Source organism: Mycobacterium cajalii (assembly GCF_045809005.2).
In the GTDB taxonomy this organism is placed as follows: domain Bacteria; phylum Actinomycetota; class Actinomycetes; order Mycobacteriales; family Mycobacteriaceae; genus Mycobacterium.
Genome location: NZ_CM141436.1, coordinates 5,461,349 through 5,486,337, shown reverse-complemented (window position 1 = coordinate 5,486,337; position 24,989 = coordinate 5,461,349). Strand labels below are relative to the sequence as shown.

Annotated in this window: 25 protein-coding genes, 4 tRNA genes and 1 pseudogene; 14 read left to right on the top strand and 16 right to left on the bottom strand. The window is 68.2% G+C overall.

Features of this window, described 5'->3' with window-relative positions; genetic code table 11:
• Nucleotides 1-267 precede the first annotated feature (267 nt).
• The 3 genes from ACJ512_RS26150 to lmeA form a co-directional block, all read right to left on the bottom strand.
• On the bottom strand, nucleotides 268-876 hold the full coding sequence (locus ACJ512_RS26150) for a heme-binding beta-barrel domain-containing protein (protein ID WP_407686964.1): 609 nt from the start codon (nucleotides 874-876) through the stop codon (nucleotides 268-270).
• Nucleotides 877-1,198: 322 nt separating this feature from the next.
• Complete coding sequence (locus tag ACJ512_RS26145) at nucleotides 1,199-1,621, bottom strand: TlpA family protein disulfide reductase (protein ID WP_407686937.1); 423 nt, start codon at nucleotides 1,619-1,621, stop codon at nucleotides 1,199-1,201.
• A gap of 10 nt (nucleotides 1,622-1,631) precedes the next feature.
• The gene (gene lmeA, locus ACJ512_RS26140; RefSeq protein WP_407686936.1) at nucleotides 1,632-2,444 is read right to left on the bottom strand and encodes a mannan chain length control protein LmeA; all 813 of its coding nucleotides are present in this window, start codon (nucleotides 2,442-2,444) and stop codon (nucleotides 1,632-1,634) included.
• A 205-nt stretch (nucleotides 2,445-2,649) separates the two neighbouring features.
• Between lmeA and ACJ512_RS26135 the strand changes: the two genes are divergently transcribed.
• The 6 genes from ACJ512_RS26135 to pstB all read left to right on the top strand — a co-directional run bounded on the left by ACJ512_RS26135 (nucleotide 2,650) and on the right by pstB (nucleotide 8,432).
• Nucleotides 2,650-3,420, top strand: coding sequence for a winged helix-turn-helix transcriptional regulator (locus tag ACJ512_RS26135; protein WP_407686935.1), 771 nt, complete (start codon nucleotides 2,650-2,652; stop codon nucleotides 3,418-3,420).
• Nucleotides 3,417-4,343: a mycothiol synthase gene (gene mshD, locus ACJ512_RS26130; RefSeq protein ID WP_407686934.1), complete on the top strand. Its 927-nt coding sequence runs from the start codon at nucleotides 3,417-3,419 to the stop codon at nucleotides 4,341-4,343. Before ACJ512_RS26135 ends, mshD begins: the two co-directional genes overlap by 4 nt.
• A gap of 184 nt (nucleotides 4,344-4,527) precedes the next feature.
• Complete coding sequence (gene pstS, locus ACJ512_RS26125; protein ID WP_407686933.1) at nucleotides 4,528-5,640, top strand: phosphate ABC transporter substrate-binding protein PstS; 1,113 nt, start codon at nucleotides 4,528-4,530, stop codon at nucleotides 5,638-5,640.
• A gap of 45 nt (nucleotides 5,641-5,685) precedes the next feature.
• The gene (pstC, locus tag ACJ512_RS26120) at nucleotides 5,686-6,732 is read left to right on the top strand and encodes a phosphate ABC transporter permease subunit PstC (RefSeq protein ID WP_407686932.1); all 1,047 of its coding nucleotides are present in this window, start codon (nucleotides 5,686-5,688) and stop codon (nucleotides 6,730-6,732) included.
• Entirely contained in the window at nucleotides 6,729-7,655 is a 927-nt protein-coding gene (gene pstA / locus ACJ512_RS26115; protein WP_407686931.1) for a phosphate ABC transporter permease PstA, read from the top strand. The genes pstC and pstA overlap by 4 nt, the downstream gene beginning before the upstream one ends.
• A complete protein-coding gene (gene pstB, locus ACJ512_RS26110; protein WP_407686930.1) occupies nucleotides 7,656-8,432 on the top strand; it encodes a phosphate ABC transporter ATP-binding protein PstB in 777 nt (258 codons plus the stop codon).
• Between the two features lie 3 nt (nucleotides 8,433-8,435).
• On the opposite strand, the gene phoU is transcribed toward pstB, so the two are convergent.
• The 5 genes from phoU to ACJ512_RS26085 form a co-directional block, all read right to left on the bottom strand.
• The gene (gene phoU, locus ACJ512_RS26105; protein ID WP_407686929.1) at nucleotides 8,436-9,104 is read right to left on the bottom strand and encodes a phosphate signaling complex protein PhoU; all 669 of its coding nucleotides are present in this window, start codon (nucleotides 9,102-9,104) and stop codon (nucleotides 8,436-8,438) included.
• Nucleotides 9,105-9,162: 58 nt separating this feature from the next.
• Nucleotides 9,163-11,289 (bottom strand): LCP family protein, encoded by a 2,127-nt coding sequence (locus ACJ512_RS26100; RefSeq protein WP_407686928.1) that lies wholly within the window; start codon nucleotides 11,287-11,289, stop codon nucleotides 9,163-9,165.
• 209 nt (nucleotides 11,290-11,498) lie between these two features.
• Nucleotides 11,499-12,632 carry a tRNA dihydrouridine synthase DusB gene (gene dusB / locus ACJ512_RS26095; RefSeq protein WP_407686927.1) on the bottom strand — a complete coding sequence of 378 codons (1,134 nt, stop codon included), beginning with the start codon at nucleotides 12,630-12,632 and terminating at the stop codon, nucleotides 11,499-11,501.
• A gap of 5 nt (nucleotides 12,633-12,637) precedes the next feature.
• Nucleotides 12,638-13,654, bottom strand: coding sequence for an acyl-ACP desaturase (locus ACJ512_RS26090; RefSeq protein WP_407686926.1), 1,017 nt, complete (start codon nucleotides 13,652-13,654; stop codon nucleotides 12,638-12,640).
• Between the two features lie 166 nt (nucleotides 13,655-13,820).
• Nucleotides 13,821-14,435: a TetR/AcrR family transcriptional regulator gene (locus ACJ512_RS26085; protein WP_407686925.1), complete on the bottom strand. Its 615-nt coding sequence runs from the start codon at nucleotides 14,433-14,435 to the stop codon at nucleotides 13,821-13,823.
• Between the two features lie 68 nt (nucleotides 14,436-14,503).
• Between ACJ512_RS26085 and ACJ512_RS26080 the strand changes: the two genes are divergently transcribed.
• Nucleotides 14,504-15,532 carry an oxygenase MpaB family protein gene (locus ACJ512_RS26080; RefSeq protein ID WP_407686924.1) on the top strand — a complete coding sequence of 343 codons (1,029 nt, stop codon included), beginning with the start codon at nucleotides 14,504-14,506 and terminating at the stop codon, nucleotides 15,530-15,532.
• Nucleotides 15,533-15,589: 57 nt separating this feature from the next.
• Here ACJ512_RS26080 and ACJ512_RS26075 read toward each other — a convergent pair whose 3' ends face one another.
• Nucleotides 15,590-16,090 carry a nucleoside deaminase gene (locus tag ACJ512_RS26075; RefSeq protein WP_407686923.1) on the bottom strand — a complete coding sequence of 167 codons (501 nt, stop codon included), beginning with the start codon at nucleotides 16,088-16,090 and terminating at the stop codon, nucleotides 15,590-15,592.
• A 97-nt stretch (nucleotides 16,091-16,187) separates the two neighbouring features.
• Between ACJ512_RS26075 and ACJ512_RS26070 the strand changes: the two genes are divergently transcribed.
• Entirely contained in the window at nucleotides 16,188-17,156 is a 969-nt protein-coding gene (locus ACJ512_RS26070; protein WP_461479889.1) for a class I SAM-dependent methyltransferase, read from the top strand.
• 103 nt (nucleotides 17,157-17,259) lie between these two features.
• On the opposite strand, the gene ACJ512_RS26065 is transcribed toward ACJ512_RS26070, so the two are convergent.
• The 3 genes from ACJ512_RS26065 to ACJ512_RS26055 all read right to left on the bottom strand — a co-directional run bounded on the left by ACJ512_RS26065 (nucleotide 17,260) and on the right by ACJ512_RS26055 (nucleotide 20,300).
• A complete protein-coding gene (locus ACJ512_RS26065; protein WP_407689781.1) occupies nucleotides 17,260-18,981 on the bottom strand; it encodes a transposase in 1,722 nt (573 codons plus the stop codon).
• A 102-nt stretch (nucleotides 18,982-19,083) separates the two neighbouring features.
• Nucleotides 19,084-19,893 (bottom strand): TIGR04255 family protein, encoded by an 810-nt coding sequence (locus ACJ512_RS26060; protein ID WP_407689696.1) that lies wholly within the window; start codon nucleotides 19,891-19,893, stop codon nucleotides 19,084-19,086.
• A gap of 331 nt (nucleotides 19,894-20,224) precedes the next feature.
• A tRNA-Lys gene (locus ACJ512_RS26055) sits at nucleotides 20,225-20,300 on the bottom strand.
• A 122-nt stretch (nucleotides 20,301-20,422) separates the two neighbouring features.
• Between ACJ512_RS26055 and ACJ512_RS26050 the strand changes: the two genes are divergently transcribed.
• From ACJ512_RS26050 to ACJ512_RS26040, 3 genes are all read left to right on the top strand, one after another.
• A tRNA-Glu gene (locus tag ACJ512_RS26050) sits at nucleotides 20,423-20,495 on the top strand.
• Nucleotides 20,496-20,525: 30 nt separating this feature from the next.
• Nucleotides 20,526-20,602: transfer RNA gene (locus tag ACJ512_RS26045), tRNA-Asp, on the top strand.
• A gap of 27 nt (nucleotides 20,603-20,629) precedes the next feature.
• Nucleotides 20,630-20,706 (top strand) — tRNA-Phe (locus tag ACJ512_RS26040).
• Nucleotides 20,707-20,744: 38 nt separating this feature from the next.
• On the opposite strand, the gene ACJ512_RS26035 is transcribed toward ACJ512_RS26040, so the two are convergent.
• The 4 genes and pseudogenes from ACJ512_RS26035 to ACJ512_RS26020 all read right to left on the bottom strand — a co-directional run.
• Complete coding sequence (locus ACJ512_RS26035; protein WP_407689697.1) at nucleotides 20,745-21,899, bottom strand: tyrosine-type recombinase/integrase; 1,155 nt, start codon at nucleotides 21,897-21,899, stop codon at nucleotides 20,745-20,747.
• Nucleotides 21,899-22,135, bottom strand: coding sequence for a helix-turn-helix transcriptional regulator (locus ACJ512_RS26030; RefSeq protein WP_407689698.1), 237 nt, complete (start codon nucleotides 22,133-22,135; stop codon nucleotides 21,899-21,901). The genes ACJ512_RS26035 and ACJ512_RS26030 overlap by 1 nt, the downstream gene beginning before the upstream one ends.
• Nucleotides 22,136-22,139: 4 nt before the next feature.
• Nucleotides 22,140-22,451 carry a hypothetical protein gene (locus ACJ512_RS26025; RefSeq protein ID WP_407689699.1) on the bottom strand — a complete coding sequence of 104 codons (312 nt, stop codon included), beginning with the start codon at nucleotides 22,449-22,451 and terminating at the stop codon, nucleotides 22,140-22,142.
• Nucleotides 22,448-23,047, bottom strand: a pseudogene (locus ACJ512_RS26020) (cell division protein FtsK); the annotation flags it as partial. The gene ACJ512_RS26025 and the pseudogene ACJ512_RS26020, both read right to left, overlap by 4 nt.
• A gap of 191 nt (nucleotides 23,048-23,238) precedes the next feature.
• Here ACJ512_RS26020 and ACJ512_RS26015 point away from each other — a divergent pair.
• The 3 genes from ACJ512_RS26015 to ACJ512_RS26005 are packed head-to-tail and all read left to right on the top strand — an operon-like array spanning nucleotide 23,239 to nucleotide 24,937.
• Nucleotides 23,239-23,532, top strand: coding sequence for a DUF6788 family protein (locus tag ACJ512_RS26015; RefSeq protein ID WP_407689855.1), 294 nt, complete (start codon nucleotides 23,239-23,241; stop codon nucleotides 23,530-23,532).
• The gene (locus ACJ512_RS26010; protein WP_461479888.1) at nucleotides 23,529-24,125 is read left to right on the top strand and encodes a hypothetical protein; all 597 of its coding nucleotides are present in this window, start codon (nucleotides 23,529-23,531) and stop codon (nucleotides 24,123-24,125) included. Before ACJ512_RS26015 ends, ACJ512_RS26010 begins: the two co-directional genes overlap by 4 nt.
• Complete coding sequence (locus ACJ512_RS26005) at nucleotides 24,125-24,937, top strand: ISKra4 family transposase (protein ID WP_407689519.1); 813 nt, start codon at nucleotides 24,125-24,127, stop codon at nucleotides 24,935-24,937. Before ACJ512_RS26010 ends, ACJ512_RS26005 begins: the two co-directional genes overlap by 1 nt.
• Nucleotides 24,938-24,989: the final 52 nt, after the last annotated feature.

The window sequence follows — 24,989 nt, the reverse complement described above, 5'->3', positions numbered from 1 at the left end:
AAGTGAATTGTGTTGTCGGCTTGCCGATTTGCAGGTACGGTCGGCTTACACAGGAAAGGAGGTGGTCCGCGAAATTGATAGCTTCATGGACATGTGAGGTGGCTGCGCGCTAGCAGCACTGGCTCGGCAGAGAAGAGCCAGTGGCCAATGCGCGCTGGCGAATTCCCCGCAGTCACCCGGCCCCCGAGCATCCGGTCTTGTCCAACCAGGAGCTTTGCTTGGGGGCCGCTCCATGTCCGGGCTCGGTGAGATCCCGACGGCGCGGCGCTATCCGGCAAACCGCGACAGGCGCGCCGACAGATGCGGCACCAGCCCGCCGTCGGCGTCCACCCGTTCCTCGACGTAGGCCAGGTCGCCGCCCTCGACGATGCCGTAGAGCCGCTTGGCGCCACCGACGAGCACCCCGGACCGACTGCGTGCCAGGGCATCGGTCACCAATTCCCACGACGACTGGTTGCGCGGCCGCCCGTAGAACAGCTCGACATAACCGGCGGAATGAGCCAGCAGCAACTCGATGGCCTGCGACTCGCTGGGATCGTCGGGGTCGTTGACGAAACGCCAGAACCCGGACTCGCGCAACCCGCGTTCCTGGTAGCCGCCCGCCTCGCTGAGCCGCCAGGAGCGGGCCTCCCAATTCAGGTAGTCGCCGCCGTCGTGCGAGACCACGATCTGCTGGCCGAACCGGTAGTCCCCGTCGTGCGCGCGGCCTTCGCCCTCCCCGCGCCACACGCCGACCAGCGGCAGCAACGCCAAGAGTGCGTCGTTGAGGTTTGCGCCTTCCCGCAGGTTCGCGGTGTCGGCCGGCAGCGGCAGATCGTCGAACGCCGGGATGTTGCGCGCCGAGGTCACCTTGGCGCGTTCGGCAGCGGCCGCCATGGCGCGGTCGCCGAAGGCCGCACCGCCCGCGCCGTCAGCGTCGTCGTCAGAGGAGGTCACGACTCGTCAGTGATCAGCCGGTACAGCGTGTACAGCGCGAACCAGGAGATGACCACGACCACCAGCACCAGCACGATCTCGAAGAACAGCACCACGCAGACGAGTCTATTCGCCGACGGCGCGGGCCGCGGCCCCTCCCGCCGCCCCTTCCCGCATCGGGGGTGAACCCCGGGCGGGGACACGCCGAGGAGGCGCGCCCCGTGTACACACCGAAAGCCGTGAGTTCACAGTCGGCCCGGCGACGTCGTCAGGCGCGCGGCTGTCAGGCCAACAGCGGTTCCAGCGCGCAACGCAGATCGGAGGCCGTGGGCACGGCCGAGGTCCGGTATCGCTGCCGTCCTTCGGCGTCGAAGATCAACGTGGTGGGCAGCGACAGCACCGCGAAGCGGCGGGCGGCGGCCGGGTCGGCGTCCAGGTCGATCTCGACGTGGGCGACGCCGCCCAGGTCGTCGCAAACCTGGCCGACCACCCTGCGGACCCGGTCGCACGGTCCGCACCACGGGGCGCTGAAGTGGACGACGGCCGGCCCACCGGTGGACAGGCCCAAATCGGCGAGGTCGACGGCCTCGTGCCGCGTGGAGCCCGGGCGAACCTGCCTGATCCGTCGCGCGCGCCGGCTCAGCAACCAGCCCGCCAGCGTTGCCACGACGGCCGCGACCGCGATGGCGGCGAGAACGGTGGTCACAAGCGCCGGGTCACGATTGCCTGAATTCTTCCAGGGTGATGGTCACTCCATAGCTGATGCCCTCGATGATGACGTCCGAACCGCGCGCCCCGACGGTTTGCGGCGCCACACCGAACGGCAGCCGCTGGCCGGGCAGGGTGGTGCTGAACGCGTGCAGCACCGCCCCGCGCTCGTCATCCGGGACCGGTTGATTCGCCGTGTCCGGTCCGGTGAGCACCCCGGTCGGCGTGAACACCAGGGTCGCCTGGTCGTCGGGGGCGATCGACAGATCGACCGACACGCTGACCCGGTGATCGAAGCCGGCCGATTTCGGCGTGCCGGTGAACACCAGGCCGTGGCTGCCGGAGATACCGGATTCGGTGGTCCCGCCGGTCGCATCATTGGTTTCCCTGAGCGGCGCGTCGACCATCAGGTCGCTGATGCCCAGGTAGCGGCCCAGGTGCATGGAGTCGAGGATGATGCGGCTCTCCAGCTCGCCCACCGGGAGCTTCGCATCGGGCCTGATCAGCCACGACGCGTAGGTCAGATCGATCGAGTGCATGGTCGCCTCGAGGGTGGCCTTGCCGGTCAAAGCGTGGTCGACCGCGTTGGCCTTGATCTCCAACTCGTTGTAATGCCGGCGCATCGCCTGGGGGATGAACGGGAAGGCCAGGATGGCCACGAACGGGTCCGAGCCCAGCTTGGCCACTTTGCGCACGGTCGTCGACAGCCGGTACTCGGCGTAGATGCTCGTTCCGTAGTCGACGCCGACGGCGCCGACGGCCACCACGGCCACGGCGATCACCGCGGCCGTCGCACCGATCAGAACCTTGCGCACCCGCATATTGTGGCCGAGCCGGCGCCGCGTTTGCCGCGAGGTAGGTCCTGCGGTCCCCTCCCGGCTGCCGCGAGCGGTTGGTCACACTGCATGCCGGGGCGCTCGATCGCTAAGCCAAAGACCAGGTGGCACGTTATCGTTAGATGACCTGGCAACTAACGCGACGTTGCGTCCCGCATGGGGAGATGCCTTTCCCACGAGCTGGAGGGGCTTGTTGGAGCTACTACTGCTTACCTCGGAGCTGCATCCCGACCCCGTCCTGCCGTCGTTGTCGCTGCTTCCCCACACCGTGCGGACGGTCCCGCCGGAGCCGTCCTCCCTGCTGGAGGTCGGAACGGCGGACGCCGTGCTGGTCGACGCGCGCGCCGACCTCTCGTCGGCGCGTGGTCTTTGCCGCCTCCTGAACACGGCCGGCCGGTCGGCCCCGGTCCTGGCCGTGGTCACCGAGGGCGGTCTGGTGGCGGTCAGCGCGGACTGGGGGCTCGACGACATCCTGCTGCCCAGCACGGGGCCGGCCGAGATCGACGCCAGGCTCCGGCTGGTGGTCGGGCGGCGCGGCGGCCTGGCCGAGCAGGAGAGCGCGGGCAAGGTGAGCCTCGGCGAGCTGGTGATCGACGAAGGCACCTACACCGCGCGGCTGCGGGGCCGCCCGCTCGACCTCACCTACAAAGAATTCGAGCTGCTCAAATATCTGGCCCAGCACGCCGGCCGGGTGTTCACCCGCGCACAGCTGCTGCACGAGGTGTGGGGCTACGACTTCTTCGGCGGCACCCGCACCGTCGACGTGCACGTGCGCCGGCTGCGGGCCAAACTCGGTCCCGAACACGAGGCGCTGATCGGCACGGTCCGCAACGTCGGCTACAAGGCCGTCAGGCCCGCACGCGGCCGGGCGCCCCTCGCCGACCCCGACGGCTCCGGGGATGCCGAGCCCGAGGCCGAGGACCTGCCGGGCGCACTCGCCGACCCCGCGCGCACTCAGTGACCCCCTCGGACTGGCGCTCCGGGCTGACCACCGACGAACAGCGACAGGTGCGCCAATTGGTGGCGGCGGCAACAGAATTCGATGGTGTCGCTCCCGTCGGCGAACAGGTGCTGCGCGAACTCGGCCACGACCGCACCGAGCACCTCCTGGTCTCCGACTCGTCGGACAATGCGATCGTCGGCTACCTCAACCTCAGTCCGCCCCGCGACGGCGAGGCCGGGATGGCCGAACTCGTGGTGCACCCGCAGGCCCGCCGGGGCGGCATCGGGGCGGCGATGAGTCGGGCGGCGATGGCAAAGACCGGCGCAGGCAACCGGTTCTGGGCCCACGGCACCCTGGAAGCGGCCCGGGCGACCGCGTCCGCGCTGAACCTGGTCGCCGTGCGGGAGCTCGTCCAGATGCGGCGCTCGCTGCGCGACACCCCCCCGGTGGAACCCGCCGGCGGGATGCGTATCCGCACCTACGCGGGCCCGGGCGACGACGCCGAACTGCTGCGGGTCAACAACGCCGCGTTCGCCGAGCATCCCGAACAGGGGGGATGGACCGACGCCGACCTCTCCGAGCGGCGCGCCGAACCGTGGTTCGACCCGGCGGGGCTGTTCCTGGCGTTCGGCGACTCGACCAGCGATCAGGCCGGGCGTCTGGTGGGATTCCACTGGACCAAAGTGCATCCAGACCAGCCCGGCCTGGGTGAGGTCTACGTTCTGGGCGTCGACCCGGCGGCGCAGCGCCGCGGCATCGGGCAGCTGCTGACGGCCATCGGCATCGAGTCGCTGGCACGCCGGCTGGCAGGTGCGGCCGACCCGACCGTGATGCTCTACGTGGAGTCGGACAACGTGGCCGCGGTGCGCACCTACGAACGCCTGGGTTTCACCCGGTACAGCGTCGACACCGCCTACGCGGCCCCGCCCCCCGCCGGCTGAGCGGAATCGCAGGCAGCAGTGGCGTGGTGCCCGATTGTTCATTGCAGATTCACCGCATGGCCGGTTCTTTCGGCCCGCGCGGGCGCATAGTTTCGCTTTGGCTCAGCAACCTGCGCTCGAGCATGTCCAGGCGTTTGTCCAGCACCGCCCGGATACGCCCGCGACGGCTCAGAAAGCGAGATCGGTGAGGCTCCACGGGCAGGGCAAGGCGATCGCGCTGGCGGCGGTGCTGGGTGTCGCGGTGGTGACCGGCTGCGGCGCCGACATCAACCACGGCACCGCGGCGGTGGCGCTCTCCGGACCGACGGGCACGGCGGGCTGCGGCAGCAAGCGCGGGCTCACGGCCGAAGGGCCGACCGCCCAGCAGAACGCGATCGGGGTTTTCAGCCAGGTCTGGGGCGAGCACTGCCCGGGCAAGAGCGTGTCCCACAACGCGACCGGCTCCGGCGCCGGCCGGGCGCAGTTCATCGCCGGGCACGTCGACTTCGGGGGCGCCGACTCGCCGCTGCTCGCGGACCAGATCGGCCCGGCCACCAGGCGTTGCGGCGGGAACCCCGCGTGGGATCTGCCGCTGGTGTTCGGGCCGATCGCCCTGGTCTACAACCTCCCCGGCGTGCAGAGGCTGGTCGTCAACGGTGACGCGCTGGGCGAGATCTTCAGCGGCAGGATCACGTTCTGGAACGACCAGACACTGGCGGCGCTGAATCCGGGCGTGACCCTGCCCGACGTCAAGATCAGGCCGATCTATCGCGCGGACTCGTCGGGCACCACGGACAACATGCAGCAATACCTGACGGCCGCGGCCCCGCAGAGCTGGACCAGAGGCGTCGGCACCGAGTTCCAGGGAGGCGTCGGGGAAGGGGCCACCAAGTCCGCCGGTCTGGTCCAGGCGGTGCGGGCCACGCCGGGCGCCATCGGCTACGTCGAGAAGGGATTCGCCGACCAAGCCGGAGTGCCCTACGCGGAGATCGACACCGGCAGCGGTATGGTCCCGCTGACCGAGGACACGGCCGCCAACGCCATCGAAACGGCCACGTTCGTGGCCACCGGCAACGATCTGGTGCTGGATCTGGACTTGATGTACGCCTCCCAGGAGCCGGGAACCTACCCGTTGATCCTGGCCACCTACGAGATCGTGTGTTCCAAGGGGTACGACCCGAACACCTCCCGCGCGGTCAAGTCGTTCCTCACCGTGGCCGCCACCAACGCGCAGGCCGGCCTGATTTCTGCCGGCTATGTTCCGCTGCCCGATAAAGTCAAGGAGCGACTGGTTACGGCGATCAACGCCATGCAGTGATCAATTGGGCGCAAGGAGCGACAACGCAACTGTGACGGGATCACAGTGACAATGTCTTCAGTGCCGAATCCGGCCGACGCGGGTTCGGGCGCGGTCGTGGCCGCGCCGTTCCCCGAGGCCCCGGTGGTGCCGATCAGCCCATGGGGCCGGGGCCAGCCGCGGCTCGGCGACCGGGTGTTTCGCCGGCTCGCGCAGGCGTCGGGCGCCCTGATGGTCGCGTTGATCGTCGCGATCGGCGGGTTCTTGTTGCTGCGCGCCCTCCCGGCGCTGGAGCGCAACCGGGAGAACTTCTTCACCTACGCGGGCGCGTGGGTCACCACCGACACCTCGGCGATGCATTTCGGCATGCTCGACCTGCTGCAGGTGACGGTTTTCGTGTCGCTGTTCGCGCTGCTCCTGGCCATGCCGGTCGCCCTGGGTGTGGCCTTGTTCATCACGCAGTACGCGCCGCGCCCGGTCGCCGGCCCGCTGGCATACGCGGTCGACCTGCTGGCCGCGGTTCCCTCGATCATTTACGGCGTGTGGGGCCTGCAGGTGCTGGCGCCGCGGCTGCGGCCCGTCGCGACCTGGCTGAACCACACCCTGGGTTCGTGCTTCCTGTTCGCCGGCGGGAACACCTCGGTGACCGGGGGCGGCACCGTGTTCACCGGCGGCCTCGTGCTGGCGGTGATGGTCCTGCCCATCACCACCGCGGTCACCCGCGAGGTGTTCGTCCAGACGCCCTACGACCAGATCGAGGCCGCGTTGGCGTTGGGCGCCACCCGTTGGGAAGTGGTCAGGACGACCGTGCTGCCGTTCGGGCGGTCCGGCTACGTCAGCGGCGCGATGCTGGGTCTGGGCCGCGCCCTGGGCGAGACGATGGCGCTGCTGGTCATCCTGCGGGGAGCCCAGTCCGCGTTCGGCTGGTCGTTGTTCGACGGCGGTTCCACCTTCGCGTCCAAGATCGCCGGCGCCGCGTCCGAGCTGGACGACCCGTACCGGGCGGGTGCCTACATCGCCGCCGGGCTGGTGCTCTTCGTGCTCACCTTCCTGGTCGACGCCCTGGCGCGCGGCGCGGTCGCCGGGATCTGGCGCAGAAGGGGCGGCCGGTGACCTCGATCCTGGACCGCCCGCTCAAGGCCCGGACGTTCCCCGGCCTCGGCCGGCGTCGTCGGGTGGCGAACAATCTCGCCACCGCGTTCGTGACCACGTCGATGCTCGTCGCCCTGGCGCCGCTGGTCTACGTGCTGTTCTCGGTGATCGCCAAGGGGTACAGGGCGATCGCGTCGGCCGCGTGGTGGACGCATTCGCAGGCGGGTATGACGGCGTTCGTGGCCGGTGGCGGCGCCTACCACGCGATCGTCGGCACGCTGCTGCAGGGATTGGTGTGCGCGGTGATCTCCATCCCGATCAGCATGTTGGTGGCGATCTACCTGGTCGAGTACGGGGGCGGCACGCCGCTGGGCAGGGTGGCCTCGTTCATGGTGGACATCCTGTCCGGGGTGCCCTCGATCGTGGCGGCGTTGTTCGTCTACACCGTGGGGGTGGCGACGTTCGGCCTCGCCCGCTCCGAGTTCGCGGTGTCGCTGGCCCTGGTGCTGCTCATGCTGCCGGTGATCGTGCGGTCCACCGAGGAGATGCTGCGCATCGTGCCGGTGGATCTGCGCGAGGCAAGCTACGCGCTGGGCATCCCGAAGTGGAAGACCATCGCCCGGATTGTGATTCCGACCGGGCTGTCAGGCATCATCACGGGCATCATGCTTGCGGTGGCCAGGGTGTTGGGGGAGACGGCCCCGTTGCTTATCCTGGTCGGCTATTCGCAGTCGATAGGCTTCGACATCTTCCACGGGTTCATCGGGTCGCTGCCGGGCATGATCTACAACCAGGTATCGGCCGGCGCGGGCGTGAACCCCGTGCCCACGGATCGGTTGTGGGGTGCCGCCCTGACCCTCATCCTGGTGATCGCCGTCATCAACATCGGTGCCAGGGTGATCTCGAAAATCTTCGCCCCCGGAAAATCAAGGCAGGAGCACTAGGTGGCCAAGCGGTTGGACCTCAAGAGTGTCGACATCTACTACGGGTCGTTTCAGGCCGTCGCGGATGTGACGCTGTCGGTTCTGCCCCGCAGCGTGACGGCGTTCATCGGCCCGTCCGGGTGCGGCAAGACGACCGTGCTGCGCGCGCTGAACCGGATGCACGAGGTGGTTCCCGGTGGCCGCGTCGAGGGCGAGGTGCTGCTCGACGACGAGGACATCTACGGTCCGGGTGTCGACCCGGTCGGTGTGCGCCGCGCGATCGGAATGGTGTTCCAGCGCCCGAACCCGTTCCCCGCCATGTCGATTCGCAACAACGTGGTGGCGGGGCTGCGGCTGCAAGGCGTGCGCAACCGCAAGGTGCTCGACGAGGTGGCCGAACACTCGCTGCGCGGCGCGAACCTGTGGGACGAGGTCAAGGACCGGTTGGACAAGCCCGGTGGGGGGCTGTCCGGCGGTCAGCAGCAGCGCCTGTGCATCGCGCGGGCCATCGCCGTGCAACCCGATGTCCTGCTGATGGACGAGCCGTGCTCGGCGCTGGACCCGATCTCGACGATGGCCGTGGAAGACCTGATCAGTGAGCTGAAGCAGGACTACACGATCGTCATCGTCACCCACAACATGCAGCAGGCCGCCCGGGTCAGCGACCTCACGGCGTTCTTCAACTTGGAAGCCACCGGCAAGCCCGGCCGACTCGTGGAGATCGACGACACCGAGAAGATCTTCTCCAACCCCACCGAGAAGGCCACCGAGGACTACATCTCCGGCCGCTTCGGCTGAGGCCTACTCTGAGGAGCCTTTGTTCTCCTCTTCGGGCAGGCTGCCGGTCGCCTGGAAGATGACGCGCCGCGCCACCTCGACCGCGTGGTCGGCGAAGCGCTCGTAGAACCGGCCCAGCAGGGTCACGTCGACGGCCGCGGCCACGCCGTACTTCCATTTGCGGTCCATCAGCACCGAGAACAGGTGGCGGTGCAGATCGTCCATGGCGTCGTCTTCTTCGCGGATGCGGGCTGCTTTCTCCGGGTCGCGGGACAGCACCACCTCTTGCGCGCTGTTGCCCAGATCGACTGCGAGCCTTCCCATTTCGGCAAAGTACCCGTTGACCTCCTCCGGCAGCGCGTGCTGTGGATGCCGGCGGCGGGCGATCTTGGCGACGTGCAGGGCCAGCGCTCCCATCCGGTCGATGTCGGCGACCATCTGGATGGCGCTCACGATCGACCTGAGATCACCCGCCACCGGTGCCTGCAACGCCAGCAGCACGAAGGCGCTCTCCTCGGCGCGGGCGCTCATCGCCGCGATCTGTTCGTGGTCGGAGATCACCTGTTCGGCCAGCAAGAGGTCGGCCTGCAGCAGCGCCTGGGTGGCGCGTTCCATCGCAATGCCCGCCAGCCCGCACATCTCGCCAAGCCGCTCGGACAGGCCCGCAAGCTGCTCATGGTAGGCGGTCCGCATGCCGCCAAGCCTACGTTCTCGATGCCGAAATCGCTTTGCGGACTCTCGCGAAATCAGGCTATTCGCAGGTGGTGTCCGCCGCATTGGTGACCGTCAGGTCTTCGGGCAGCTTGGCCGGCGTGTCGCCCGAGTTGCGTTCGATCTGCACGCTGACCGGTGAGCCGCCGGGTGGCGGATCGGCGACGGCGCTGAAGTCCGGGCCGAGCACCACCTGGACGACCTGACCGTAGCCCGACACCCGGTGCACCTTGGAATTGGCGAACGCCGCGGCCACCGTGGCGGCGGCGTGTTCGTTGCCCGGAGAGAAGAACACCGTCGTGGCCTTCAGTGCACTGGGGTAGTCGTCGGGTGTCATCACGTTGAACCCGTCGCGCTCGAGTTGGGTGGTGGCGGCGGCGGCGAGCCCGGATTTGGCGGTCGCGTTGGACACCCGCACCGTCACGTCGTGCGGCGAGGCGGTCGTCACCTGTTCGCGCCGCACCTCGGGGCTCGGGGCTGGGGTCTTGGCCGGGGCGGACGTGGGGGTGGAGGTGGTCGTCGACCCCGAGGCCGAGGAGGCCCCCAGCCGCTGCGCGTTGTGGTCGTTCTCCAGGGGCAGGGGATCGTCGTCGATGATGGCGTCGAAGAGCGCCCGCATGTCGGCCGTGCGTGGCGGCTCGTCACCGTTTTCGTCCGTCACCCCGGTCGGCACCGTGACGAAGGTGATGTGCCCGGCCGCGATCCCCTGCAGCGACTGCCCGAGCTGGACGAGGTCTTTGGTCTTGACGTTGTCGACGTAGCTGTCGCCGATGAAGAGGTTGACGACGTTGTTGAGTTTGTTGAGGTCCAGCAACGTGTCCTCGGAGATCAGTGAGCGCAGCAGCGAGGACACGAACCGCTGTTGGCGCTTGATGCGGCCGTAGTCACCGTTGTTCTCGGTGGTGACCTGGCGGGCGCGCACGTAGTTCAGCGCCGTCGGGCCGTCGATGATCTGGCGCCCCGCGTGTTTGAGCACCGTGCCCAGTTCGTAGTCGTGCAGCGGCGCGCTGGTGCACACCTCGACACCGCCGAGGGCCTCGACCATTTTCGCGAAGCCCGAGAAGTCGACGGCGATGAAGCGGTTGATGCTCAACCCCGACAGCTTCTGGATCTCCTTCACCAGGCATTTCGGCCCGCCGAAGGAGAACGTCGAGTTCAGCTTCGTCTCGGTGTAGACGACGCGCGGACTCCATGTGCCCGTCTTGTCGTCGTAGATGGGGCCGTACTTGCCGGTCTCGGGGTTCCAGACTTCGCATTGGATCGGGGTGATCGCCAGGTCGCGCGGGAAGGAGACCACCACCACGCGTTTGCGGTTCGCCGGGATGTTGACCAGCATCACGGTGTCCGACCGCGCGCCGCCGGCGTCGTCGGCGTCGCCGGCGCCCATGTTGGCGTTGTCACCCAGGCGCGAATCCATGCCGACGATCAGGAAGTCCTCGTCGCCGTACTGGCCGCCGGGGTCGACGATGTCGCGCGAATGCGGGTCGAGCGCGCTGACGGTGTTGAGGCGGCTGTTCTTCGACGTCGCCCACTGCCAGGCCCCGCCGGTCATGGCGAGGGACAACACGGCCAGCAGCGCCGCCAGCGAGCGGACGGCGAACAGCAGGCGCCGGCGCCCGGGCCTGGGTTTCGGCTCGCGCCTGCGCCTGCGCAGCAGCCTGCGCGGTGTCTTGGCGGGCGGGGCCTCCACTGCGGGGTCCTCGCCGTGGGGGTAGTTCGCGACCCGCAGGTCGGGGACTTCCGACCTGAGCTCGAGCCAATAGGCCGGGGTGGCGATGACCTGCGTGTCCTGTTGGTCGATGGACACCTCGGGAGCCGCGGTGTCCGGGGCCTCCGTTTCTTTGGCGTCGTCGGCCGCGCGGTGGCGCCTGCGCCGATCGGAGGGCGGGGCGCCGAACTTGGCGATCAGGTCGGCGACGGTGATCCCGCCCCGGGTGTGGGATCCGCTCCGTCCGCCGTCACCCTGATCGTCCTCGTCCTCGTGCTCGTGCTCGTCCTCGTCCTCGTGCTCGTCCTCGGAGTCGGCTTCGACGTGTTCGACGGGCGGCGGGGCGGGCGAGGCGGGCTGCCACCGGTGCAGGTTGTGGTCCGGTGCCGGCTCGGAGAACCGCTCCCAGGGCGCGACGCGCCGGCCGTCAGGAGTGGCGTCTGCCCCGCCGTCACTCATGTCCTGCCGGCCTCCGAATCCTCGATGCGGACGTCGAGCGAGCGTCCGTGGCACCTGTCACCGCCGCACTGCGGGCCCGTGCCCGCGAGGCGCACGGAGTGGGTCGCGCTTCCGTGATGCGGCCCTGAACCTATCCGCCGGCGAAGCGCAATACAGCAAGGCCCACATCGTACTGAGTTCTGGGTCCCGACGCGATCTCGCGGCCGGGTTCAGCCGCCGGAGTGCATGACGTCCGCGCCGGCCGGGACCGTGCAGTCGTCCGGATCGTTCAGCCAGCCGTCGGGCAGGGCGACGCGGGCCGGCGACCCCTGCCGGCCCCGCGGGCCCGTGGCCGCATCCGGGAACGGAACCGTCCCGTCCAGCCGGTCCAGCAGCGAGTCGAGTTCGTCGAGCGTCGTGACCATGGCCAGCGACCGCCGCAATTCGGATCCGGCGGGGAAACCGTGCAGGTACCAGGCGACATGCTTGCGGATGTCGCGCATGCCCTTGTCCTCCCCGAAATGGGCGGCCAGCAGTCGGCCGTGCCGCCGGACGATGTCGGCGACCTCGCCCAGGGAGGGCGGGACGGGCGGGGTGGTGCCGGTGAACGCGGCCGAGAGCTCGGCGAAAAGCCACGGCCGGCCCAGGCAGCCCCGGCCGATGACGACGCCGTCGCAACCGGTGCTGGCCATCATCGCCAGCGCGTCGCGGGCGTCGTAAATGTCGCCGTTGCCGAGCACCGGGATCGTGCGCACCTGCTGCTTGAGGGCGGCAATCTGGTCCCAGTCGGCGGTGCCGGAATAGCGCTGTGCCGCCGTGCGGGCGTGCAGCGCCACCGCGGCGGCGCCTTCGGCCTCGGCGATGCGGCCGGCGTCCAGGTGGGTGTGGTGCTGGTCGTCGATGCCGATGCGGAACTTGACGGTTACCGGGATGCCGGTGCCCTCGGTGGCGCGGACGGCCGCGGCGACGATCTGGCCGAACAGCCGCCGCTTGTACGGCAGCGCCGCCCCGCCGCCGCGCTTGGTCACCTTGGGCACCGGGCAGCCGAAGTTGATGTCGAGGTGGTCGGCCAGGCCTTCGTCGGCGATCATCTTGGCGGCCGCATACGTGGTGGCGGGGTCCACGGTGTAGAGCTGCAGCGACCGGGGCGACTCGTCCGGGGCGAACGTCGTCATGTGCATGGTGACCGGGTGGCGCTCGACGAGCGCGCGGGCGGTCACCATCTCACAGACGTACAGGCCGCTGACCGTGCCGGCCTTTTCCTTCTCGAGCTCACGGCACAGCGTCCGGAAAGCAACGTTGGTCACGCCCGCCATCGGGGCCAGGACCACCGGGCTGGCGAGCGTGATAGGACCGATCCGCACGGGCGCTACCGACGGCTCATCACCAGCTTGCCTGCCGTCTTGTGCAGCTCCTGGGCGGTGGCGCGCTTGCCCGTGCGGGCTTCCCGGTCGAGTTGGCGCTGCTTGGACACCTCGAACTTGTCGCAGGCCTGCTCGAGCTCCTTGATCAGCACGGCGAGATCGTCGCGCAGCTCGGCCCCCTCGCCGGTGAAGTCCTCGCGCTCGAAGATGCGCCACTTCTTGAGGATCGGCATGACGACCTCGTCGAGGTGGATGCGCGGGTCGTAGACCCCCCCGACAGCGATGAAGACGGCTTTGCGGCGGAACTCGGGCACCTGGAAGCCGGGCATCTGGAAGTTACGCAGGATCAGGTGCAGCGATTTCATCGCCTGGTTGGGCGCGAGGTCGAACGCGGCCTCGCTGACGTCGCGGTAGAAGATCATGTGCAGGTTCTCGTCGGCCGAGATCTTGGCCATCAGCTGATCGGCGACCGGGTCGTTGCAGGCCCTGCCGGTGTTGCGGTGCGAGATCCGGGTGGCCAGTTCCTGGAAGCTGACGTAGAGGACGGAGTGGGTGAGGGTCTCGGCGAAGTACTCACCCTGGTGGTTCTGGCCCGGGCTGAAGCCCCGGTTGACCACCTCGATGCGAAGCTTTTCCAGCTCCACGGGATCGACGGCGCGCGTGACCACCAGATAGTCGCGCAACGCGATCCCGTGCCGGTTCTCCTCGGCCGTCCAGCGGTTGACCCACTGTCCCCACGCGCCGTCCATGCCCATGTTCATCGCGATCTCGCGGTGATAGGACGGCAGGTTGTCCTCGGTGACCAGGTTCTGCACCATCGCCACCTGGGCGACGTCGGTGAGCTTGCTCTGCTCGGGGTCCCAGTCCTGGCCGCCGAGCGCGTAATAGTTCTTGCCGTCCGACCACGGGATGTAGTCGTGCGGATTCCAGTCCTTGTGCATGCTCAGATGCCGGTTCATGTACTTCTCGACGACCGGCTCGAGTTCCCGCAACAGCTGTAGGTCCGTCAGCTCAGCGGACATCGCCCCTCCAGTTATGTGTGTCGATTAGTAGCGGTCAATATATCTGTGTACTCCAGTAGCATCAAGTTTCCGCGCGCGTGGCCAGCGTGGCGAGGTCACATTTCGGCATACCGACGTGCGGAACACCTTTGACCTGGGCTCGCCGGTGTGGCACCGCCGAAACCCGCTACTCGGAATTGTCCGCCTCGGGGGCGGGGACGTAGGGCGCCGCCGTGACGAACAGCATGTTCACGCAGTAGTCGATGAACTGCTTGCGGGTGGCGCCGAGCTGGCCGCTGAGGTAGGCGGTGAACAGGCTCGACAGACCGCCGACGAGGCTGGTGGCGATCATTTTCTGCACCACGGGATCGCCGATCCGGGACAACTTGCGGACCAGCAGGTCGATGAAGTTGGGCATCCACTGCGCTCCCGAGCGGGTCAGGATCGGCTCCACGGCCGGCGCGAGCAGCAGCACGCGGCCCCGGACCGGGTCGTCGACCATCAGCTCGACGAAGCGTTCGACGGCCTCGCGCGGCGTCTTCGCCGAGGTGAGCGTGCTCATCGCCCGCGTGCACACGTCGTCGTAGACCGCGCGCACGAACTCGTCGCGGTCGGAGAAGCTCTCGTAGAAATAGCGCTCGGTCAGCGCGGCCTCGCGGCACACCGCGCGGACGGTCAGCGCGGGTCCGCGGTCGCTGCCCAGCAGCTGCACACCGGCGGCAACGAGGTCGTCGCGGCGCAGCGCATGGCGACTCTCCAAGGGGACGCCGGTCCAACGGCTCCGTCGTTGACCGGACGGCACATCGCTCCTAAGCTGAAAATGACAACGCGTGTAGTCAAAATCTACCGACAGCCACGGGGATCTCAACAGTGACTCAAGATACGTCCGCAGGCAGTCCGCTGACGAGCGGCATCGACGGCGCGACCGGCGCCGACGGCGTGGCCGCCGGATGCCCGGTGGCGCCGCTGGGTTACGAGGCTCCGCCCGTCCCGCTCGGCCCCGATTCGCTCACGTGGCGGTACTTCGGGGACTGGCGCGGCATGCTGCAGGGTCCGTGGGCGGGGTCGATGCAGAACATGCACCCGCAGTTGGGTGCGGCCGTCATCGACCACTCGACGTTCTTCCGGGAACGCTGGCCGCGCCTGTTGCGCTCGCTGTACCCGATCGGCGGCGTTGTGTTCGACGGCGACCGCGCCCCGGTCACCGGCGCCGAGGTGCGCGACTACCACACCGAGATCAAGGGCGTCGACGAACGGGGCCGCCGCTACCACGCGCTGAACCCCGACGTCTTCTACTGGGCACACGCCACCTTCTTCGTCGGCACGATCCACGTAGCCGAGCGGTTCTGCGGCGGGCTGAGCGAGGAGCAGAAGCGGCAGCTCTTCGACGAGCACGTCCAGTGGTATCGGATGTACGGCATGAGCATGCGACCGGTGCCGGCGTCGTGGGAGGAATTCCAGGCCTACTGGGATCACATGTGCCGCAACGTGTTGGAGAACAACTACGCGGCGCGTGCGGTGCTCGACCTGACTGAGCTGGCCAAACCACCGTTCGCGCAATGGGTTCCGGCCTGGCTATGGGCCGCCCAGCGCAAGCTGATGGCGCCGTTCTTCGTCTGGGTGACCGTCGGCCTCTACGACCCGCCGGTGCGCGAGCTGATGGGCTACACCTGGTCGGCACGCGACGAATGGCTGCACCGGCGGTTCGGCGACGCCGTCCGCCTGGCGTTCGCGCTGGTGCCCCCGCGGTTCCGCAAGCATCCGCGGGCCCGCGCCGGATGGGATCGCGCCGACGGGCGAATCCCGGCCGACACGCCGCTGGCGCAGACCCCGGCGCGCAACCTGCCACCAGTGGACGAGCGCGACAATCCCAAGCACTACTGCCCGAACGTGTCGTAAGTCCCTCCCGCGCAGCGTGTTTCACAGTGCGACTGGTGCGGCCGCCGAGTCGGGTGTTCAGCGCGCCGGGACGAGTGTCGAGGTGCGCCGGCCGCCGTTGCGCTCGTTCCAGAACCGATAGACATCCACCGCGGCGTCCCGGGGTTCGTAACGCATCGGCAGCCGCCGGCGCTCCCAGTTCTTCGCGAACTCCTCGTAGAACGTGGCGAGTTCGAAGTACTTGCGGTCGTCGAGGTAGTACTGCCCGTAGGCCTCGCGGGTGGTCAGGAACACCACTTCCCGCGGCGAGCAGTAGTACAGCGAGCCCAGGCACATCGGGCACGGGTGGGCGAGCACGTAGATGGTGCTGTCGACCAGGTGCTCGGTGCCCAGCTTCCGGCACGCCTCGCGGATGGCGAGGATCTCCGCATGGGCGGTCGGGTCGTTGGTCTGGGCGGCCTGGTTGGTGCTTTCGGCCAGCACCGCGCCGTCCCGGACGATCACGGTCGCGAACGGACGACCGCCCTCGGCGACGTTGCGGCGGGCCAGGTCGATCGTGCGCTGCGCGAAGTCGGTCATGGATCGCAGGCTAGCGCCGACGGCGGGGGAGGCCGGGCCTGTGGTAGTAACTAGATTGTCTATATTTCTTCGTTTCCGAGTCGGCACAGGGAGCACCATGGCGCGCACGGAGAGCGATCGTTGGGATCTGGCGACGAGCGTCGGGGCGACGGCGACCATGGTCGCGGCTCAGCGGGCGCTGGCATCCGACGACGGGTTCATCGACGACCCGTACGCCGCGCCGCTGGTGCGCGCCGTCGGCATCGACGTCTACGTCCGGTTGGTCAACGGCCAGATTCCGGTCGGCGGGGAGTCGGAGTTCGATCCGCACCGGATGGCCGAGGGGATGGCCTGCCGCACCCGGTTCTACGACGACTTCTTTCTCGACGCGGCGCGCGGCGGCGTCGGCCAGGCGGTGATCCTCGCGGCGGGTCTGGACGCGCGGGCCTACCGCCTGCCGTGGCCGGCCGGCACCGTCGTCTACGAGGTCGACATGCCCGAGGTGATCGAGTTCAAGACGCTGACCCTTGGTGATCTCGGTGCGGAGCCGACCGCGGAGCGGCGCACGGTCGCCGTCGACCTGCGCGACGACTGGGCCGCGGCGTTGCGGGCCGCGGGCTTCGATCCGCAGGCCCGCACGGCGTGGAGCGCCGAAGGTCTGCTGGTCTACCTGCCCGACGCCGCCCAGGACGCGCTGTTCGACAACATCACCGCGCTGAGTGCTCCCGGCAGCCGCCTGGCGTTCGAATTCGTGCCCGACACCGCGATTTTCGCCGACAAGCGCTGGCGCGCCCACCACGATCGGATGAGCGAGCTCGGGTTCGAGATCGACTTCAACGATCTCGTCTATCACGGTCAGCGCAGCCACGTCGCCGACAACCTGAACCAGCGCCGCTGGCGGACGTCGACGACCAGCGTCAAAGAACTCCACGCGGCCAGCGGGTTCACCTATCCCGACGACGACGTCGCCGCGGCCTTCGCCGACGTCACCTACACCAGCGCGGTGCTAGGTGGCTGGTGTCGAACGGCCATTGTGGGGGCGCTGGTTGACCGGTCGGGCTATTGGGCGATGCTCGTGTGGTCGTGAGCGGTTCCTAGCTCAGGTGAATTCGGTTGTCGGGATTGGCGATTCCGTTGCTTGGCTGGTCTACAGGCGGTCCTGGTGGGCCGGTTGGCATCGCCGACCGGCCTCAGGTCGTGGCGGCGGCCCAGTTTGCGCCTTCCCGGTGTAATCCGAGCACACCCAGGCGTGCGAGGTTGATCGCGGCGGCCAGCAGGGAGAAATCGGCGGCGACCTTGGTGGTGCCGCGCACGCGCGCACGGCGGCCGCCGTGGCGGCGGCGCATCAGGTGGCCGATCTTGCGTTCCACTTTCGGCCGGGTGGCCTTGTAGTCGGCGACCCAGCCCGGATCTGCTTGGGTGGTGCGAGCACGGGTGAGTTCGGCCTCGTAGCGGCTGATCGCGATGGTGCGCCCGGCGGTTGAGCTGGTGCACTGCTCGGCCAGTGGGCAGCAGGCGCAAGCCGGGCCGAACACCGCGTTGCCGCCGCCGCCCTTGGCCGGGCGGATCGGCACGGTCACCGCGCCCGGGCAGGTGACCGTGCCGACGTCGAGGTCGATGACGAAGCGGTCCTTGGCGTAGCGGCCACCCGGCGCGGTCGGTGGCTGCACCTTGGTGAAGATTTCCGCGCCCGCGGTTTCCAACACGGCCAGCAGTTTGCCCGCACCGTAGGCGGCGTCGCCGTAAACCGCCGGGCATCGCTGGTCTTGGGCTCCGCACACGCTGGGGGCGCTCCCGTCGCCATCACCATCACCGACCGCGCTGGCCGCGGTCGTCGTGCCAGCACTTGCACCGAGGCTCGAGTCGTCCTGAGGATCAACGCAATCTCCGTCGGCGGTGTTGGTGTCGCTGGTCACCGGAGTGGGTAGGTCGCCGGCCAGCAGGTCGGTGGCGGGTTGGGCGTCGCCGGCGTTGCCGGCGGTGACTTCGGTGGCGGTGATGATCTCGGCGTCGGGGTCGATCGCGATGTGACCCTTGTATCCGTCGAAACCCCGCGCGGAGGTCTTGTGGCCGTGGCGTGCCTGCGGGTCCACCGTGGAGATCACCCGATCGGCGGCCACACGGCGCGCGATGCGGAATATCCCGTCGGCGGCGTCTTGGTCGAGGTCCTGGCCGACCACGGTGGCCAACAGTTTGGCCGCCTTGTCCACCTCGGGCTTCAGCGCCTGCTCATCCAGGCAGGCCAGCAGCGCAGACGCGTCGCGGGCCAGCGCGTCCACCAGCGCCTCGCGCGCCGCCACGTCGTCGTAGTCACACACCGGTTTGCCGGCGCTGACGTAGTCGTCGTCGCGGGACAGCCGCGCCCGCAGCGCGGGTTGCAGCTCCGCGCCGGCGACCGCCAGCAGTCCCCGGATCGCCGAGCGGATCAATGTGACCGTGTCCATGGTGGCCACCGCGTCATACAGCGGGGTCGAGTCCAGCACCCGCTTACGGCCCACCAGCCCGGCCGCCTTGGCCGCTTGCAGGGTGACCTCAAAGATCCGGTCCGGGCGATCCGAGCGGGCCAGCCTCGCGCGCATGTCCACCAACACGGTGTGCACAAACCCCGGATAATCGAAGTCCAGCCCGCCCGCGGCATACTTCCACCGCGCGTCGAACGCGAACCGATCCACCGCCTCCCGATCCGAAAGCCCCTCGATGCGCTGCAACACCATCACCACCGCCACTATCATCGGCGGCACGCTGCGCCGGCCGACATCGGTGAACAAGTCGGCGAACATTTCATCGCCGAACAAGTTGAAGCACTCCCGGTGCAGCACGCTGTAAATCGAGTCCGGCGCCACCCGGCCCTCGCAGAAATCCACCGTCGACCGCCACAAATCCGCCTGTTTCGGCGTCAAACCCAAACTCACCCAACCATTCTCGCCGACCGCACCCGATTACCCGGTCAACGCCACGCGAAAAACACCAGCCACCTAGAGCGCTGACGCGGGCGCCCCAGCACGCGGCTACGGCTACGAGCTCAGCAGGTCGTCCTTCAGACGGCTGGTGAGCATCTCCTGGAACACGGTGCGCGCCGGGTCGTAGAGGTCCTGGAAGGTGGTCAGCACCGCGTTGCGGTCGTATTCGGGAATAGCTCCCGTCGGGGTCCAGAAGCTGTCGATGTCCAGCAGGAAGAACGGTCCCTGCTGGGTCGGCATGGTCCGGCGCAGGTGGTAGCTCTGGTCGAGCGCCTGTCCCATGCCGGGGCCGTAGCGCACGATCATCGACTTGCCCGGGTTGGCCTCGCGGTAGACCGCGGCACCCTGCCATTCGGTCAGCATCAGGCCGGCGGGAGCGATGCGCTGCGGCCCGAGCAGCGGCTCGGCGATCCAGTTGGCCCACTCGACCCGTCCGTCCACGCCCACGGGGACCCGGACCTCGAGGACGTAGCGCAGGCCGATGCGCTCCACGCCGACGAGCGAGGAGACCTGGGAGCGGGCGTCGACGACCTGCATCACGATCTCGAGCAGCGCCTCGAAGTTGGAGTAGGCGGTGGTCTCGATCACGACGGCCTGGTTCTTCATCGAGGCGGCCAGCGTGTTGTCCCGGTTGACGTAGCGGGTGAAGCGCTCGGCGGTCGGCTGGGGGCTGCCGCCGGCGCCCATGCCCCATGCCACATCCTGGGCCTGGCGCTCGATGGGCAGATGGTCGGCGAGCAGATGTTTGAGCTGTCCGCTCGATGATTCGTTGAGGGAATCCGTTGCTGGGTGACGGACTTCCATCGTTACCAGGGCTACGGGCGCGTTCGGGGAGGCCGCATCAACAGTCATCCTCGGAAGCATAGCCAAGCCGTTTTGACGCTGAACCGGGGCCATCCCGCGTCGCGGCCGACGGACGACTGCGCCCCGCTGCGTCCGACGCCGCTCACGAGATCTGTCAGCAGGGCGATTCATCCCCACCGATGCGCACTCGGCGTGTCATGCCGTCGGGTGAGCGGACGCGATCGCCGCGAACCGTCGGCGCGGAACGCACGTGGCCGGTGTGTCCGGCCCGCAACGGCCCGCCCGATACCCGTTAACGGCGCGTCGATTGCTGCTGACGATCGGCTGAAGCTCCGGTGCCGGGCGTCTTGCGAGGTGACAGCCGGTGTTCGGCGCTCATGTACTGCTGGTGTGGTGCCCCCACTAGGACTCGAACCTAGGACCTGCGGATTAAAAGTCCGTAGCTCTACCAACTGAGCTATAGGGGCAGAAAGATCAGGATACTGGGTACCACGGAGGCGCTCGTTTGAGGATTGGGGCCACGGTGACCTAAGCTGGCGTGGCTCCCAACGTAACCATGTTGCGGGTACCCCGGAGAGATTCGGTTCTGGCCCCCTTCGTCTAGCGGCCTAGGACGCCGCCCTTTCAAGGCGGTAGCGCGGGTTCGAATCCCGTAGGGGGTACGGCGACGCGGTGACGCGGAGCAGCAGCAAGGCCCTGTGGCGCAGTTGGTTAGCGCGCCGCCCTGTCACGGCGGAGGTCGCGGGTTCGAGTCCCGTCAGGGTCGCCAGCACGGCGAGGCACTCCGTTGCCTTCCGGCCAGGTAGCTCAGTCGGTACGAGCGTCCGCCTGAAAAGCGGAAGGTCGCCGGTTCGATCCCGGCCCTGGCCACCACTCTTGAGCTGCATTGACACGGCTCTTGCACTCGGTTGTCAGTTTTGCTTGTCCGGTTCTTGTCCGGTCTTCGGTGGGTGAATCTCGGTCGCGTGAAGCTGATCGAGGTTCGTTGCGACCTGGTCCAGCTCGTCGGAGTAGAGGTCGCTGTAGATGTTCGCGGTGACGGTTGGCGTCGAGTGGCCCATGGTCTTCTGGACGTAGCGAAGGTCGGCGCCGGATTTGCGGGCCAGGCTGGCGTACGTGTGCCGTAGGTCATGGATGGTCAGTGGCGCCAGATTGGTCCTCTTGAGGGCTTTGTTCCAGTGGCTGTGTCGACGCCAGTTGTTGGAGCGCAGCATCGCGCCATTGGGTGAGGTGACGGCGGGCTCGTCGGGCGCCCGACCGCCGATCCGTGTTTCGAGGATGTCGACGACGACCTGGGGGAGCGGGACGGTACGGATACCGGCGCGCGTCTTAGGTGGCCCGATGACGATGCGGCCTTCGACTTCGGGCGCTACCCGTCGGACGTAGAGGCGACGGGCGCCGAGGTCGATGTCCTTGACCCGGAGGCCGACGAGTTCGGACCAGCGCAGGCCGGTGTAGGCCAGGATGGTGACGACGCCGCCTTGGTCCCCGCACGCGGTGGCGAGCGCCTGGACTTCCTGAGCGGTCAGGTATCGGTGCCGTTCCCGCTCGGGAATGCGGCCCGCGGAGACGCCGAGGGCGGGATTTCGGTGAATTCGGCCGTCCTGGTGTGCCACATCGAGGATCGAGCGCAGGAGACGCAGGGTCGACACCTTCGCCCACGGCCCGACGGTCAAGCTGTCAACGAACGCTTGGACATCGGCGCGGGTGATCTCGTCGACAGGCATATGGCTGAATCGCGGTTTGATGCGCAGTTCCCAGTGCTGGGTGTAGCCACTCCAGGTTTTCGGCGACACCGCCGGTTTCTTGGATTCGGAGAACTGCGTCCAGATCCGCTGCAGTGGTGTGCGACCGAGGCGGGGATCGAACCGACGCGCACCGAGGGCGGCTTCGTTGTCGCGTTCGGATTTGAACGCCTTGGCCCCGCGCAGAGTCGGGAATGTGGCAGACGTTTCGACCCAACCGGATGCGGCGTCGGGGTCGCGGATTAGGTAGCGGACTTGGTAACGAGGCTCCCCGGCTGCGTTGAGGCGCTTTCGGATTCCGCGTGGTGTGTTGCCGGCCACTACCGACGCACCTGCTTCAGCCAGGACCGAACTTCGGCGCAGTCCCACCGACGCACCCGCTCGGACAATGTGTAGCAGGGCGGGCCGATCTGCTCGCCGGTCGTCTCGCGCATCGCTGCCCAGCGGTTGAGTGTGGCGGCTGAGACGCCGAGTAGCGCCGACACTTGCTCCGCTGTCAGTAACTCAGGGAAATTGCCTGCGGTGACGAATGCATCCCGGAGGCCGTGAGTGACCATCGCTTCACCTCGCAGTACGGATCGAGTCGAACCAGGCGCGGGTGCGCTGCAATCCGGTGTCGACGTCGAACTGGCCGCCGGTGATTCCCCAGAGGTCATATGCCCACCGTTCCAATGCGGAATCCGTTGTCTCACCGCATCGCTGGAGTTCAGTGTCGCCGCGCAGGACCAGGGCGGTGCCGAGGACTTCGCCGCGCGACCAGATGTGCCGGTACTGGTCCCATCTGTCTCTGCGGACGAGGTTGGCGCGGCGGGTCAGGTCATCGGCATACCGCGCCACCTGGTCCTGGTCGGGTGGTTCGAAAATGGAACTCATTGAGCTGCCCTTCCTCCAGGTGAGTTTGCACGTCCGTATTGCTTTGCGGTGGTGCGGATTTGCTCATCGGACCAGTAGTCGGATCGCACCTTGGTCACTTGGTCGTCCTCGGCGATGACGTAGCCGGTGCCCGGTCTGTCAGGGCTGATCCGGTGTGCAGGTGCAGCATCGGCCATCCCGTCGCCCAGCACCATCGCGACTTCCTCTCGGGAACGCAGTCGAAGCGCGATGGTTTGGGTGAACAGTCCCCGCATCGGTAGAACTTCCTTGCGTGGGTCTTGCAGGAACGCGGCCACCACGATGCCCAGGGCGCGGCCCTTGGTGAGAATGCGTGACAACGACGCGGCCGCTTCCTTACGTAGGGCCGGGTCGCTCATGTAAGCCGTCACTCCGGCCAGCTCATCGATGAGAAGAACCAACAGGGGTGAGGCCGTGGTCGGACTATGTTCGCGTGTGTGGCCTGCCATCGCGTTGCCGCGGTTATTCATCAGCTTCTCCAGCGCGGCAAGGGTTTCCACGGCATCGGCCTCCGTAGCGGCGATCTTGGTAAACAGACCGGATCCGATCGACAACTCGATGCCGTACTTCAAATCGATTCGGGTGCGGCTCTCCTGGAGTGACGTAGCGGCCTGACATTGTCTGCGGCCGCTGGTATGGCCGGATCGGGTTCTACGTCCGGCAAGTGATCGTCCGACACGTGGGATATATGCAGGTAGATAGCGGTTTCGTGTGGGAGAATCTGCTAGTGGCTAACTAGCAGTATTCCGTATGGGAGGGTGACCCGGACATGACCGAACACGACCCCGCGGGGATGATCCGCGGCTCAGTGGTGATCCATCGACGCCGCTGCGGCAAGCCCGGATGCCGTTGCACTGCCGGCGATCTGCACGAGTCGACGGTGCTTTCGTTCTCCGAGCGAGGCAGAACCCGGTTCGTGATGCTGCCCGAGGCCGAGGTGGCGTCGGTGCGGGCCGCGGTAACGCGCTACCGGGCGGCCGAAGCCGAGCTGGTGGCCGCCGGCGACGCCGGCCGCGCCGCGTTGGCGGCTCGACTCGCCTCCGCGAAGCGGGCCCGGCGGTGAGCGCGCCGATCGTGGCCGGCGACGCGTTCGGTTGCTCCCGTGAGCTGTTCGATCAAGCGGTGCACTGGCTCGACGGCGCCGCGGCCGCCGGGCTCGAGCACGCCGAGCTCGAGACCCAGCTCGACACACGGGGCCGTGACCTGCTGCGCCAGCTGTATCAGGACCACACCGACCTGCGTGCCCAGCGGGAACCACGCCTGACCGGGGTCACCGGGGTCGACGGGGTGAGGCGAAGCAGGGTCGAAGCCGGCCACGCCCGCGCCCTGACGACCGTGTTCGGCGAGGTCACCGTCGCCCGCATGGCTTACCGGGCGCCCGGGCAGACCAACCTGCACCCCGCCGACGCCGCGTGGAACCTGCCCACCGAGAAGCACTCCCACGGACTGCGTCGCCTCGCCGCGATCGAAGCCACCCGGGGCTCGTTCGACGACGCCGCCGCGGCGATCGACCGCGGCACCGGGGTGGCCGTGGGCAAACGGCAGGTCGAACAACTCGCCGTCGCCGCCGCGGCCGACTTCGACGACTTCTACGACCAGCGCGAACCACCGACCCCTGACACAGGCCACAGCGCCCAGACGGCAAGGGCATCGTGATGCGCCGCGACGCGCTGCGCCCGGCCACCGCCAAAGCCGCCGCGGCCACCGCGCCCAAACTCGCCGCCCGGCTGTCCAAGGGCGAGAAACGCAACTGCAAACGCCTGGCCGAGGTCGGCGCCGTCTACCACGTGACACCGGTGCCCCGCACCGCCGACGACATCCTGCCCACCGCGCAGCACGACACCACCGGGCACGCACCCAAAGCCGACGACAAATGGCTGACCGCCAGCGTCGCCGCCGACGCCGCCACCGTCATCGCCTCGGTGTTCGACGAGGCCGAACGCCGCGACCCCAACCACGAACACACCTGGATCGCGTTGGTGGACGGCAACAATCACCAGATCGAACGCATCCACGCCGAAGCCGCCGCGCGCGGCGTCACCGTCACCACCGTGGTCGATTTCATCCACGTCCTGGAATACCTGTGGAAAGCAGCGTGGTGCTTTTTCACCGAGGCCGATCCAGCCGCCCAAACCTGGGTACGCGACAAGGCCACCGCCGTCCTGGAGGGCAACGCACGCGCCGTCGCCACCGGCATCCGCCGCCGAGCCACCACCGCCGGACTCACCCGCGGCACACGCAAGAACGCCGACGACGCGGCAAACTACCTGACCGCCAAAGCAACCCATCTCGACTACCCGACCGCGCTCAAGTCCGGCTGGCCCATCGCCACCGGTGTCATCGAAGGCGCCTGCCGCCACCTCGTCAAAGACCGCCTCGACATCACCGGAGCCCGCTGGGGACTCGCCGGCGCCGAAGCCATCCTCAAACTCCGCGCACTACACAGCAACGACGACTTCGACGACTAATGGCGCTACCACCTCGACCAAGAACGGCACCGCGTCCACCAAATCCGCTACC

Excerpts from the sequence above, each read along its gene's own strand:
- ACJ512_RS26150 (WP_407686964.1), bottom strand. The coding sequence starts at position 876 with ATGGCGGCCGCTGCCGAACGCGCCAAGGTGACCTCGGCGCGCAACATC.
- lmeA (WP_407686936.1), bottom strand. The coding sequence starts at position 2,444 with ATGCGGGTGCGCAAGGTTCTGATCGGTGCGACGGCCGCGGTGATCGCC.
- phoU (WP_407686929.1), bottom strand. The coding sequence starts at position 9,104 with ATGCGGACCGCCTACCATGAGCAGCTTGCGGGCCTGTCCGAGCGGCTT.
- ACJ512_RS26100 (WP_407686928.1), bottom strand. The coding sequence starts at position 11,289 with ATGAGTGACGGCGGGGCAGACGCCACTCCTGACGGCCGGCGCGTCGCG.
- ACJ512_RS26090 (WP_407686926.1), bottom strand. The coding sequence starts at position 13,654 with ATGTCCGCTGAGCTGACGGACCTACAGCTGTTGCGGGAACTCGAGCCG.
- ACJ512_RS26075 (WP_407686923.1), bottom strand. The coding sequence starts at position 16,090 with ATGACCGACTTCGCGCAGCGCACGATCGACCTGGCCCGCCGCAACGTC.
- ACJ512_RS26070 (WP_461479889.1), top strand. The coding sequence starts at position 16,188 with ATGGCGCGCACGGAGAGCGATCGTTGGGATCTGGCGACGAGCGTCGGG.
- ACJ512_RS26060 (WP_407689696.1), bottom strand. The coding sequence starts at position 19,893 with ATGCTTCCGAGGATGACTGTTGATGCGGCCTCCCCGAACGCGCCCGTA.
- ACJ512_RS26030 (WP_407689698.1), bottom strand. The coding sequence starts at position 22,135 with ATGGTCACTCACGGCCTCCGGGATGCATTCGTCACCGCAGGCAATTTC.
- ACJ512_RS26025 (WP_407689699.1), bottom strand. The coding sequence starts at position 22,451 with ATGAGTTCCATTTTCGAACCACCCGACCAGGACCAGGTGGCGCGGTAT.
- ACJ512_RS26015 (WP_407689855.1), top strand. The coding sequence starts at position 23,239 with ATGACCGAACACGACCCCGCGGGGATGATCCGCGGCTCAGTGGTGATC.
- ACJ512_RS26005 (WP_407689519.1), top strand. The coding sequence starts at position 24,125 with ATGCGCCGCGACGCGCTGCGCCCGGCCACCGCCAAAGCCGCCGCGGCC.